The sequence below is a fragment of the Pseudomonas sp. Ost2 genome (assembly GCF_018326065.1).
In the GTDB taxonomy this organism is placed as follows: domain Bacteria; phylum Pseudomonadota; class Gammaproteobacteria; order Pseudomonadales; family Pseudomonadaceae; genus Aquipseudomonas; species Aquipseudomonas gingeri.
This window is the reverse complement of the sequence record NZ_AP021904.1, coordinates 3,308,741-3,321,748: the sequence shown is the minus strand read 5'-3', so window position 1 is coordinate 3,321,748 and position 13,008 is coordinate 3,308,741. Positions and strand designations below refer to the sequence as shown.

Sequence of the window (13,008 nt, the reverse complement as noted above, 5' to 3'; positions counted from 1 at the left end):
GCAGGGCCGCCCCCGTTCCCCTGAACATCCCGTTATCTCCCAAAACAATTAAAAAATCCGGGAACCACCCTCATCATGAAACGGATACGTGCTTCTGCCCCTGCGCAGCCGATCTGCCGTGGTCGTCATCTGACGCTGCTGGCCGCCACCCTGCTCACGCTCCATGCCCAGGCCGAGACGCTGCCCTCGTCCGGCACCCTGTTCGATGCCAACCGCTCGCAGCTCAGCCCTTCCGAGCGCGTTCCCGCGCCGGCCCGGCAGCGTGCGCAGATCGAGGCGCCGGCCACGGAGCCGAATCGCCCCGCCGCGGCGGCCTCCAGCCTGAAGGTCAAGGTCAGCCATTTCACCCTGAGCGGCAACCAGGCATTCAGCGATGCGCAGTTGCAGGCGCAACTGAAACCCTTCCTGAACCGGGAACTGGACCTCGACGGCCTGCGCGACGCTGCCGCCAGCATCACTGCCCTATACCGCGAAAACGGTTACCTGGTGGCCCGCGCCTACCTGCCGCCACAGAATATCCAGGCCGGCAGCGTAGCCCTCGCCGTGCGCGAAGGCGTGATCGGCCGGGTCCGCGCCGAACCGGCGCCCGATGTCCGCCTGAGCGCCGGTATGCAGCAACGCTTTGTCGACGACCTGGTACCCGGCACCGTGATCCGTGAAGCCGATCTGGAACGGGTGCTGTTGCGCCTGTCGGATATCGCCGGGGTCTCGGTGCGGGCGGTCCTCGCCCCATCGGCCCAACCGGGGGCCGCCGACATCGTGCTGAAGATCACCGAGATGACCGCCTGGACCACCCGTGCCAGCATCGACAACTACGGCAACTACTACACCGGCGCGAACCGGATCTCGACCAGCGTCAGCCTCAACGATGCCCTCGGCCTGGGCGAAAGCCTGTCCCTCAATACCCAGAACTCCCTGGAAGGCCTGAGCATCCGCAGCATCGGCTATCTGCAACCGCTGGGGGCCAGTGGCGTCTCCCTCGGGCTCAACCATGCCACCCTGGACTACCAGATCGGCAAGGAACTCAAGGACGCCCAGGCCAGCGGCTCGGCGGATATCGACACGATCTACCTGACCAGCTCGTTGCTGCGTAGCCGCAACAGCAATATCAACCTGTCCCTGGCGGACGAATGGCGGCGCTTCGAAGACCGCACGGCGGCGACCCAGGTCAGCAAATCAGCCAATTTCCGCAGCATCACCCTCTACGGCGACTGGCGCGACGGCTGGCTGGGCAGCAACCTGTGGAGCCTGCGCTACGGCCGCGGCACCCTGGACAAGGACACCGCCGCCGACGCTGCCCTCGACCGGGTCACGGCCCGTGCCGCCGGCGACTACACCAAGGCCAATGTGTCCTTCAGCCGCCTGCAGCAACTGGGCAACGGCTTCTCCCTGCTCGGCTCGATCACCGGGCAATACGCCGACAAGAACCTCGACGCGTCGGAAAAGCTCAGCCTCGGCGGTCCCGACGGCGTACGCGCCTACCCGGTGGGCGAAGCCGCCGGTGACGAAGGCGTGCTCGGCCGCCTGGAACTGCGCAAGTACCTGGGCCGCTTCGCCGATTCGCAGGTCGAAGCCGCGCTGTTCGCCGACGCCGGCCGGGTCACGGTGAACAAGCAGCCCTGGGACAACAGCGAAAACCAGCTCAGCCGCTATGGCTACGGTGTCGGCCTGAACGTCTACCACAAGGACCTGGTGATGAACGCCAGTCTGGCGTTTTCCCCCGGTGCCACGCCCACCGCCGACCCGCATGAGGCACGACGTTTCTGGCTGTCGATTTCCGGTTCGCCCCAGGCCTTTGTCGGCCTGGCCAGCGATATCGGCGGCAAGGGCGAGGATTTCGAAGAACCCTCGACCGACTTCATCCTCTACGGCTCCGTCGGCCTCGTGCCCGAATACGTCGACCGCCATGGCGCCGCCCCGGCGGCTGCGGCTGACCAGAACAAACTGGCCACCGCCAACGGTCGCAACATGGCGAGCTTCACCCGCGTGCGCGACAACGTCTCCTATATCGGCGCCCACAGCGGGATTCCCCTGGCCTACGACTGGGACTTCCTCTGGCAGCTGGAATATGGCCTGTCGCTGAACTATGCCGACCACAGCGACGTGTCCGTGCCGGACGACAGTTCTTCCCACAACCAGTTGCGCAATACCGGCGTGGCCCTGGCCAACCCGGACAGCGGCACCTTCCTCTACGGCATCTGGGACATGCCGATGAAGGAAAGCATGACCGGCCTCGACCCTTTTCACGGCCGGACCAGTGCCGCTCACTACAACATCATCGGTTCGCCCGGCTTCAGCACCAGCATCACCCGCAACAGCGGCCCGGTGGGCACCGCCTCGGAATCGAACAACGACGACGCCGCGTTCAACCGTCGCCAGTCCGGCGTATTCGCCTACTGGACACCCCAGTGGCATGGCCTGCAGATGAAACTGGCGTATTCCAACAACGGTGAAAAAGCCGCGCCGGACGTGGACGAAGGCTACATCTACGGCGGCAGCCTGACCTACGAGAACGCCGGTTTCACGGCCATCGCCGCCTATGAAAAACACGTCAACTACTTCGGTATCGCCAGCATCGGACGCAATGCCCGGGGCGTGGGCAGCAATACCCATGTGACCGCCAACACCTCGTCCGACGACTTCAGCCTGCGCTATGGCCTGGCCTACGACTTCGGGGCGACCAAGGTCTCGCTGATCGCCGACGACCTGTCCTACTCCGAGGATGGCGTGGTCAATACCAGCAACACCTCCAGCGATGTGTCGCGCTATCGCCGCCAGGCCTGGATGGTGGGCCTGACCCATGACGTGACCCGGCAACTGCAGTTGCGCGCCAGCTACGCCAAGGCCCTGCCGGGCGAGTGCACGATGATTTCCGGGAATAACCGCGAATGCTCCACCGCCGGCATGGGCGCCACCCAGTACGCCGTCGGTTTCTCCTACAAGCTGAACAAGCAGACCGAGCTGTTCAGCCAGTACGTGCTGCTGCAGAACAACTCGCTGGCCAACTACAACTTCGCGATTTCCGGAGTCTATGCGGCCAGCGGTTATTCCCCGGGTACCGGGACCACGATCAGTGCCCTGGGCACCGGCATCAACTATTCATTCTGAGGAGGCGACCATGAAGACGCACAAGACCCCAGGAATGACCCGCCCGGTGCTCAACCCACTGAGCTGGGCGATCTTTGCCGCCGTCTACAGCCTGGTGCCCCTGTCGGCCTGGGCGCTGGACCCCAACGCGCTGCCGAGCAACGGTCATATCACCGCCGGCAGTGGCAGTATCAGCAGCAGCGGCAATGTGCTCAACGTCAACCAGAGCAGCGATCGCCTGTCCACCACCTGGGACACCTTCAATATCGGCAGCGCCGCCCAGGTCAATTTCTACCAGCCCGGCGCGTCGTCGGTGGCGTTGAACCGCGTGCTGTCCAGCGACGCCTCGCAGATCTTCGGCAAGCTCAACGCCAATGGCCAGGTGTTCCTGATCAACCCCTCCGGCGTGTTGTTCGGCGCCGGCTCGGCGGTGAATGTCGGGGGCCTGGTGGCCAGTACCCTGAACCTGTCCGACGCCAACTTCATGGCCGGCAAGAACCTCTTCGAAGGTAACGCCGGCAGTGGCACGGTGATCAACCAGGGCCAGATCAAGGCCGCCGACGGTGGCTACGTCGCCCTGCTCGGGGCCCAGGTACGCAACGAAGGCACGGTGGTCGCCAGGCTCGGTTCGGTGATGCTCGGCGCCGGGGAAAAAGTCACCCTGGACTTCAACGGCGACGGCCTGATCAACATGGCCGTGGACAACCCGGCGCTCAACGCCAGCGTGATCAACAGCGGCGCACTGCAAGCCAACGGCGGCCGGGTGATGCTCTCGGCCAGGGCCAGCAACTCGATGCTCAACGAGGTGGTGAACAACAGCGGCGTCATCGAAGCCACCAGCCTGCAGCAGCGCAATGGCACGATCATCCTCGACGGCGGCGACAGTGGCGTCGTGGCCAACAGCGGCAGCCTCGACGTGTCCGGGCGCAACCCGGGGCAAACCGGCGGCAACGTGACCCTGACCGGCCAGTATGTCGGCCTGTACGACGGCGCCCGTATCGACGCCTCGGGGGCTGCCGGCGGCGGCCAGGTGCTGGTCGGTGGTGATTTCCAGGGCACCGGCCCGCTGCACCAGGCCGACGCCACCTACATGGATGGCAATGCCAGCATTCATGCCGATGCCTTGAACAGCGGCGACGGCGGCAAGGTGATCCTCTGGTCGAAGGACAGCACCCGCTTCTACGGCAATATCAGTGTCACCGGCGCCGGCCAGGCCGGCAAAGGTGGCCTGGCGGAAACCTCGGGGCATGCCCTGGACGCCTTTGGCGTGGTCAACCTCAGCGCCGCATCCGGCATCGGCGGCACCTGGCTGATCGATCCGTTCAATATCAATATCACCAGCGGCGCCAGCTCCGGAGCCACCAGCAGCAACCCGTTCACCTCCAGCGGCTCGGCCAGCTCCAACCTGAGCTCGGCCACTCTCAATGCATCGCTCTCGGAAGGCGCGAACATCCTCGTCTACACCACGTCGGTGGGCGGCACGTCCGGCGATATCAACGTGCTGGACAACGTCAAGGCGGTCGGCAACGCGAGCCTGACCCTGCAGGCCCATCGCAATATCGTGATGACCAACACCAGCATCAGCAACGCCAGCGGCAAGACGCTGAACGTCTCGCTGCTGTCGAACTTCAACAACAGCGGCAACGGCTCGGTGCAACTGAGCAACGCCAGCATCCGCACCAACGGTGGCAACCTGACCATCAGCGGCGCGGCCTCGCCCACCGGGTCCTTTGCCAGCACCAACGTCAGCAACGGCTTCGGTGTGTCGCTGAACAACAGCCAACTGCTCACCAGCGGCGGCGACATCCTGATCCGCGGCGCCACCTCCTCGACCCTGGCCAGCGGTTCCACCGCCGGTGCGGTACAGATCGGCGGCGCCAGCCTGCTGGACGCGGGCGGCGGCAGCATCGCCATCGTCGCCAACCAGGCCAGCACCAGCGGCACCGGCGATGCCTTCGTGCTCACCGGCGGCAGCCAGATCGTCACCAGCGGCGCCGGCTCGATCCGTATCGACAGCAGCAACCTGGGCAGCGGCAACGGCACACGGATCTTCAGCACCAGCAACACCATCGCCGCCACCGGCTCGGGCAATATCACCCTCAACGGCAGCGCGACATCCGGCCAGGGCGTGCTGATCTGCTCGACAGCCGCTGGCTCCACCCAGAACGTCCGGGTCGGCAGCGGCACCCTGACGGTCAATGGCAGCAGCACCAGCGGGCGCGGGGTCAACCTGTCGGCCTCCGGCAATGGCGTGGTGAACCTCCAGGCCACGGCCGGCGGCAAGCTGCTGGTCAGCGGTGACAGCGGCGGCTCCTATGGCACGATCCTCAACGCCACGGGGATCGGCTCTTCGATCAACCTGCTGAGCGACGGCGATATCAGCCTGTCGGGCAACACTTCCGGCGGCACCACGCCGGCATTGGCCCTGGTCAGCTCCGGCAGCGGCAGTGCCGCCACGCCGGGCTCGCGGATCAATATCGGCAGCAGCGCCGGCAACGTCACGCTGTCGGCCAACAGCACGGTGATCAACAACACCAGTGGCTCGTTCCGGGCGATCTTCTTCGATGCCAGCGGTGCCTATGGGGCGATCAACGTCAGCACGCAAAGCGGCCGGTTGACCCTGGACGGCACCAGCGCCTCGGGACGCGGCATCGATCTCGCCCCCTCAGGCAGTAACGCCAGCGTCAACCTCTCGACCACCACTGGCGATCTGCTGCTCAGCGGCAACAGCACCAACAGCTTTGGCGGCTACGGGATCTTCTTCAACTCCACGGGCGCTTCCCAGGGCGTCAACGTCTCCACCACCACGGGCAATATCACCCTGCGCGGCGACTCGGTGGGCACCTCGGACGCCATCGCGCTGGGCGGCAGCGGGATCGCCTCGACCAACAGCATCACCTCGCAGAGCGGCAACATCAGCCTGCTCGGCAACTTCCACTCACCCAACAGCGGCGAGCTGGATCACGGCATCGCCATCCTCAGCGTGACCAACATCATCCAGACCCACGGCAACGGTAATATCACCCTCGACGGCCGTGCCGCCGACCAGGGCAACGGCATCGATTTCTACGGCAACGGCCGGGCGCTGGTCAGCGTCGACGACGGCCAACTGACCCTGCGCGGCAGCAGCGGCTACGCCGACGGCATCGGCATGGCCACCGGCATCAACCGGATCCAGGCCACCGGCAGCGGCTCGGTGGCGCTGACCGGCAGTTCCACCTACGGCAACGGCATCAGCCTCTATCCCTCCGGCAACGCCAGCTCGGCGACCCTGTCGACCGTCAGCGGCGACCTGACCCTGACCGGCACCAGCGGCGCCGCGGGCAAGGCCGGGATCCTCATCCGCGCCGCATCGGCGGGTCCGGCCAACGGCGTGAGCCTGCTCTCGGGCAGCGGCAACCTGCGCCTCAACGGGCGTACCGACGGCAGCAACTCGGGCATTGCCATCGTCGGCAATAGCAACAGTGCCTACACCCTGATGCAGACCGGCGGCAGCGGCCAACTGAGCCTCGACGGCTACAGCGCCGGCGGCTACGCCCTGAGCTTCGATGGCGGCAACAACAGCCTGCTGGCCGCCGACGGCGGCGTGCTGGTCAGCACCGAATCACCCGCCGGACGCTTTATCAGCCATACCACCGACGTCACCACCTTTGCCGCCAGCGGCAGCGGCGCCGTGGTGTTCCGCCAGGGCGGCACGATCAGCAACCGCCTGACCGACCCGACGACCGCCTCCGCCAGCGATGCCATGCAAAGAACCATGAACGATGGCTTCTGGGCCCGTCCGCTACAGGACAACAGCCGCCTGACGCCCCTCGATGGCCTGCGTGACCGCCCCGGCATCGACCTGGCCAGCTTCGACCAGACCTCTGTTTCCAATCCATTCGACAACCGTGTAGAGAGACCCCACGACCATGAAGAACCTTAAGCCGACCTGCCCTCCGTTTCGTCTCAGCCGGCTGGCCCTCGGACCGTTGCTGATGCTGGCCATGGGCGCGGCGAATGCCGCCGACGCCAAGGAGCCCCATGACTATTTCTATTTCCTGGGGGAAATGAACAAGGCTTCGACCGTGATGGTGATCGACAACAAGATCGTCCCGCCCGACCTGGGCAAGAAGATCGTCTCGGCCGTCGAGCAGGTCATCAATGAAGGCAACCGGCCGGGGGCCGAGCGGCCGGCCGACTACCTGAAGTACGAGCCGCTGATCCTCGCCATCGCCGGTCCCGACGGTTCGCGCATGCACTCCGGACGCAGCCGCCAGGACATCCTGTCCACCACCCGGCGCCTGATGCAGCGCGAGCGTGTGTTGAGCCTGCTGGACTCGATGAACAAGTCCAAGGCCGTGTTCCTCAAGCTGGCCGCGGAGAACCGCGATACCCTGGTCCCGGCCTACACCAACGGCGTCCAGGCCCAGCCGACCACCTACGCCCACTACCTGCTGGCCTTCAGCGCCGTGTTCGACCGCGATGCCGAGCGCCTGCGCCAGGCCTATGCCCGTCTCAACCTCAGCCCACTGGGCTCGGGAGCCCTGGGCACGTCGAGCTTCCCGGTCGACCGCAAGCAACTGGCCGAACTGCTGGGCTTCGACGGTCCCGTGGAAAACTCCTATGACGCCGCGCAACTGGGCGCCCTGGACACCGGCATGGAGCTGACCGGCATCTGCAGCAATGCCGCGACCACCATCGGCAGCCTGGTGCAGGACATGCACACCCAGTACCACCAGCCCTACCCGTGGATCATGATCACCGAAGGCCGCCTGACCGGTACCAGCAGCATCATGCCGCAGAAGCGCAACCCCTACGGCCTGAACCTGCTGCGCCTGCAGGCCAGCGATGTGGTCGGCGGCGCCATGACCTACCAGTTCGAAGCGCACAACGTGACCCCGGGCATGCCGGACTACAAGCGCGACCAGGTGGAAAAGACCCTGGACCTCACCGCCAGCTCGTTCCAGATGCTCGCCGACCTGATGAGCAACCTGCAGATCGACAAGGATCGGGCCCTCCAGGAAATCGACGCCGACTACTCCACCACCACGGAACTGGCAGACGTCCTGCAGCGCGACTCCAATGTGCCGTTCCGCGTCGGCCATCACTTCGCCTCGGACCTGGTGACCTACGGGCGCACCAACAAGATGAAACCGGCGGACATCCCCTTCGCCGAGGTCCAGAAGATCTACGGCGAAGCGCTGAAGGCCTTCGATATGCAGAATGTGCAGTTCCCGCTGACCCAGGCGCAATTCCGCAAATCCCTGACCGCGCAGAACATGATCGAGTCGAGCAAGGGACTCGGCGGCCCGCAGCGTGCCGAAGTGGATCGGATGCTGGCGGCGGAACAGGCCAGCCTCGGCGTCGACGAAAACTGGGTCAAGGAGCAGAAGCAGAAACTGGCGACGGCTTCGGCTAATCTGGACAAGGCGTTTTTTGCGCTGGGCCGTTAAGAGTGGATCGCGGCGCGGGCAGGTTCGGGGGATGATCCTCGAACTTGCCGGCGCCCTTGGGGGTCCTGGACCATGCAACAGGTGCCTCCACATAAATCCCGTGGGAGCGGGCTTGCCCGCGAAGGGCCCCCAAGGAGTCCTGGACCATGCAACAGGTGCCTCCACATAAATCCCGTAGGAGCGGGCTTGCCCGCGAAGAGGCCCCCGCAGCCACCACAGCACCGGCAAATACACGCTCTTTCACCAAAGGCCCATTCGATGCCCGAAGACAACTATTCGCTGGAGCACTTCGAGTTCCTCTGCTACTCCCGCAACCATGAAGCCGCGGCGCGCGAGCTGGTGCGCCTGCTGCTGTTGATCGACCGCCACTACGGCAAACTTTCCAATACCTTTTCCCTGGCGGTATCGCCGGCCCTGCCCGCCGCGGAACTGGAGGCCCACGCCCTGACCCGACTGACCAGCGCCATCTCCGCGCTGTTCTCCGACCCCGGCTTTCGCATCAGCCCGGATGGCTTCGGCCAGTTGATCCATTTCCAGCGCTGGCTGTCGTCACTGTTCGCCGCCAGCGCCTTCGTCAACGCCGACCACCTGCTGCAATCGTTGAATACCCTGGGGCCGACGGCCGAGGACTTCCAGGTCAGCAGCACCGACCTGGTGAAGTTCTGCGTGCTCTACTCGGCGGAATCGGAAGTGCCGCTGGATGTCGAACTGCTCTGGCGGCAGAACCGCGATATCGCCGCGGCGTTGTTCATGGCCTTGCTCTCCCCCCGACTGATCGGCACCCAGGCCGCCCACTCCAAGCGCGAGGCCCTGCTGGCCTGGCTGCCCCGCCGGCTGGAGGAAATCGACAGCCTGGACACCCTGCCCGTGGGCATCCTGCACGATGCCTACATGCACTGCAGCTACGCCGACCTGCCCCAGCGCCATGACATCAAGGCCTCGATCAACCGCCTGGTGGAACGCAAGCTCGCCGCCGCGGATATCCTCGACCTGCCGACCGCGGCGCCACGTCCCGCCACCTCCGGCAAACCGGTGATGCTGGTCCTGCTCGAATGGTTTTCCGCCGGACACTCGATCTATCGCACCCACTCCAGGACCCTGGAAGCCGCCCGCGCGGATTTCCAGCTGGTCGCCATCGGCTACCAGGCCAATGTCGACGATGCCGGCCGCGAGGTCTTCGAGCACTTTGTCGCCTTCGACGAGCCTGACGACCTCTATGCCTGCCTGCGCCAGCTCAGGAACGTCGCGCAGGCATGGGCGCCGCAGGTGTTCTACATGCCCAGCGTCGGCATGTTCCCGATCACCCTGTTCGCCAGCAACCTGCGCCTGGCGCCGTTGCAGGTCGCCGCCCTCGGGCATCCGGCGACCACCCGCTCGCGGCATATCGACTACATCAGTGTCGAAGAAGATTTCATCGGCGACCCGGCCTGCTTCAGCGAACGGCTGTTGCGCCTGCCCGCCGACGGCCAGCCGTATCGCCCATCGGCCCATGCGGTGCCGCTGCCCAAGCGTCAACGCCAGGACTCGCCGCTGGTGCATATCGCCATCGCGGCGACTACGATGAAGCTCAACCCGCGCTTTCTCCTGGCCTGCCAGAAGATCGTCGAGCTGACGCCGCGACTCCATGGTCGCGAAGTGCGCCTGCACTTCCTGATCGGCCAGGCCCAGGGCCTGCTCTATCCGCAGGTGCTCCGGCTGATCCAGCGCTACGTGCCGCAGGCGGTGGTGTATGCCCACCAGCCGTACCAGGACTACCTGGCGATCTTCAACCAGTGCGACCTGTTCCTCAGCCCCCTGCCCTTCGGCAATACCAACGGCATCATCGACGCCCTGACCGTGGGTCTGCCCGGGATCTGCAAGACCGGGCCGGAAGTGTTCGAGCATATCGACGAGGGCTTGTTCCGCCGGGTCGGCCTGCCGGACTGGACCATCACCCATACCCTGGAAGAGTACATCCGCGCCGCCTGCCGCCTGGCCGGCAACTTTGCCGAGCGCGAGGCGCTCTATCGCCAGCTGGAGCGCCCCGAAGCGCTGCAGAGGCTGTTCAGCGGCCGCCCGCAGGCGCTCAGTCAGGCGCTGTCGGCCCTGCTGAAAACGGCGCCTTGAGTTCACGCCGCAGCACCTCGCGATCAAGGGCGTTATCCCAGCGGGCAATGGCCACGCAGGCCACGCAGTTGCCGATGGCGTTGGTCAGCGAGCGGCATTTCATCAGCCGCTCGACGCCCAGCAGCAGGACCACGCCTTCGGTGGGCAGGAACGGCAGCGCACCGAGGGTGGCGGTCAGGGCGACAAAGGCCGAACCGGTCACGCTGGTGGCGCCCTTGGAAGTCAGCGAGGCCACCAGCACCAGCATCACCAGTTGGGCCAGGCTCAAGGGAATCTCCTGGACCTGGGCCAGGAAGATCACCGCCACCGCCAGGTACAGGTTGGTGCCGTTGAGGTTGAACGAATACCCCGCCGGCATGACCAGTCGCACCACCGCCGGCGAACAGCCCAGACGCTCCATCCTGGCGATCAGGCCCGGCAGCGCGGCAATCGACGAGGTGGTGAACAGCACCAGTGCCAGCTCGTCCTTCACATACAGCAGCAGACGCCAGAGACTGACGCCCGCGAGCTGGCTGACCAGTCCCAGGACCAGCACGATAAAGACCACGCTGGCCAGGTACAGGGTGGCGACGAACTTGAGCAACGGCACCATCGAGCCGACCCCGTACCGGCCGATGGTGAAAGCGATGGCGCCGAAGGCCGCCAGGGGCGCCAGCTTGAGAATCAGGTTCATCAGGCCGAACAACAGTTCGAGCAACAGCTCGATCATCTGCCGTACCGGTGCCCCGCGCTCGCCGCTCCAGGCCAGGGCGATGCCGAACATCAGGGCGAGCAACAGCACCTGCTGGATATTGCCCTGGGCGAAGGCGCCGAAAAAACTGCCCGGGATGGTTGCCAGCGTGGCCTCGGAGAACTGCCACTGCCGCCACTGGGCGAGGAAATACTCGCTCGACGAGGTCAGGCTCGACAGTTCGTCCAGGGGAAATCCCGGCCCCAGATCGTTGCCCGGATGCAGCAACAACGCCGCCGCGACGCCGATCAGCAGCGACAACAGGGTCATCAGGGCAAAAAACAGCAAGGCCTTGCCGCCGATCTTGGCCGCTTCGGCCTGGCTGCGCATGCCGGCGATACCCGAGACCACCAGGGCGAACACCAGCAGGCTGATGGGCATGCCGATCAATCGGACGAAACCGTCGCTGAGGGGTTTCATTTCCACCGCCAGCGCCGGATGCCAACGCCCGAGGGCGATGCCGCAGGCGACCGCGATCAGAATCTGTACCACGCCCCGCTTGAAGAACCCCAACCCCATCCGCCGCACCGTCGCCTGTCGATCCTCGCCCATGGTACTGGCATACGGGCCAGCACTCACGCCCGATTTAGCACATGGCCGCACGACAGGCCTGCCGCTACAATCGAGGCGGTTCGAAGGTACTGGCAACAACAGCCCCTCACACTAAAAGAAGCCCCATGGAACTCCGACACCTGCGTTACTTCCTGATGGTCGCCGAAGAACTGCATTTCACCCGTGCCGCCGCACGCCTGAACATGCAGCAGCCGCCCCTGAGCAACCAGATCCGCCTGCTGGAAAAGGAACTGGGCTTCGACCTGTTCAAGCGGCATCCCAAGGGCGTCGACCTGACCGCCGGCGGGCAGGTCTTCCTGCAAGAAGCCCGGGCCATTCTCAATCGGGTCGACGAGGGTTCGAAACGCGCGGCACGGGCAGCCCAGGGCCTGGAGGGCAAGCTGTCGATCGGCTTCACCAGCTCGGCGGCCGCCCACCCGCTGATTCCCGGGATGATCCGCGCCTATCGCGGGCTCTACCCCAACGTCGAGCTGCTGCTCAGCGAGGGCAATGCCGGGGAACTGACCGACGAAGTGAACCTGGGGCGCATGGACCTGGGCATCCTGCGCGCACCGGTGAGCCGCCCCCGGGGCGTGACCCTGTACCGGTTGCTCAACGAAGAAATGCTGCTGGTACTGCCGGTGGGACACCGCCTGCTGCCGGCGGACGTCCTGGTCAACGGCCTGAGCCCGGACGAAATCGACGCCATGCCGGTGATTGCCATCGGCGACCTGGCCGACGAGTCGTTTATCCTGGTGCGTCGCCACGGCGCGCCGGGCATGTACGCCAAACTGGTGGAGGCTTGCGAGCGCGCCGGCTTCACCCCGAAGATCGCCTTCGAAATCGAGCGCATGCTGACCAACATCAACCTGGTGGCCGCCGGTGCCGGAATCTCGGTGGTACCGGCGTCCATGCGCAGTTTTCATCGCCACAGCGTCGTCTACTGCCGGATCGGCGAAGCCAGTCCACGGCTGGTGGCACCGATCACCCTGATCGTGCGGACGGAGGACCAGGACCCGACCCGGCAGAACTTCATCGAGCTGGCCCAGGACCTGGGGCGACAGTTCCGCCGCGAACAGCTCCCCCGCCCCTGAGTCG

6 protein-coding genes are annotated in these 13,008 nt (G+C 65.6%); 5 read left to right on the top strand and 1 reads right to left on the bottom strand.

Annotated features, from left to right (window positions below):
• Positions 1-75 precede the first annotated feature (75 nt).
• The 4 genes from KI243_RS14715 to KI243_RS14700 all read left to right on the top strand — a co-directional run bounded on the left by KI243_RS14715 (position 76) and on the right by KI243_RS14700 (position 10,628).
• Positions 76-3,108, top strand: a complete 3,033-nt coding sequence (locus tag KI243_RS14715; protein WP_212811068.1) for a ShlB/FhaC/HecB family hemolysin secretion/activation protein — start codon at positions 76-78, stop codon at positions 3,106-3,108.
• Positions 3,109-3,118: 10 nt separating this feature from the next.
• Positions 3,119-7,012 (top strand): filamentous hemagglutinin N-terminal domain-containing protein, encoded by a 3,894-nt coding sequence (locus KI243_RS14710; protein ID WP_244861867.1) that lies wholly within the window; start codon positions 3,119-3,121, stop codon positions 7,010-7,012.
• Positions 6,999-8,522: an argininosuccinate lyase gene (locus KI243_RS14705; RefSeq protein ID WP_017127429.1), complete on the top strand. Its 1,524-nt coding sequence runs from the start codon at positions 6,999-7,001 to the stop codon at positions 8,520-8,522. Before KI243_RS14710 ends, KI243_RS14705 begins: the two co-directional genes overlap by 14 nt.
• A gap of 258 nt (positions 8,523-8,780) precedes the next feature.
• The gene (locus tag KI243_RS14700) at positions 8,781-10,628 is read left to right on the top strand and encodes a peptide transporter (protein WP_177082188.1); all 1,848 of its coding nucleotides are present in this window, start codon (positions 8,781-8,783) and stop codon (positions 10,626-10,628) included.
• Here KI243_RS14700 and KI243_RS14695 read toward each other — a convergent pair.
• Positions 10,588-11,937, bottom strand: a complete 1,350-nt coding sequence (locus KI243_RS14695; protein WP_244861866.1) for a cation:dicarboxylase symporter family transporter — start codon at positions 11,935-11,937, stop codon at positions 10,588-10,590. The genes KI243_RS14700 and KI243_RS14695 overlap by 41 nt on opposite strands.
• 98 nt (positions 11,938-12,035) lie before the next feature.
• Here KI243_RS14695 and KI243_RS14690 point away from each other — a divergent pair, with 98 nt between their 5' ends.
• Positions 12,036-13,004, top strand: coding sequence for a LysR family transcriptional regulator (locus tag KI243_RS14690; RefSeq protein WP_177118959.1), 969 nt, complete (start codon positions 12,036-12,038; stop codon positions 13,002-13,004).
• The last annotated feature ends 4 nt before the right edge of the window (positions 13,005-13,008 follow it).

Excerpts from the sequence above, each read along its gene's own strand:
- KI243_RS14715 (WP_212811068.1), top strand. The coding sequence starts at position 76 with ATGAAACGGATACGTGCTTCTGCCCCTGCGCAGCCGATCTGCCGTGGT.
- KI243_RS14710 (WP_244861867.1), top strand. The coding sequence starts at position 3,119 with ATGAAGACGCACAAGACCCCAGGAATGACCCGCCCGGTGCTCAACCCA.
- KI243_RS14705 (WP_017127429.1), top strand. The coding sequence starts at position 6,999 with ATGAAGAACCTTAAGCCGACCTGCCCTCCGTTTCGTCTCAGCCGGCTG.
- KI243_RS14700 (WP_177082188.1), top strand. The coding sequence starts at position 8,781 with ATGCCCGAAGACAACTATTCGCTGGAGCACTTCGAGTTCCTCTGCTAC.
- KI243_RS14690 (WP_177118959.1), top strand. The coding sequence starts at position 12,036 with ATGGAACTCCGACACCTGCGTTACTTCCTGATGGTCGCCGAAGAACTG.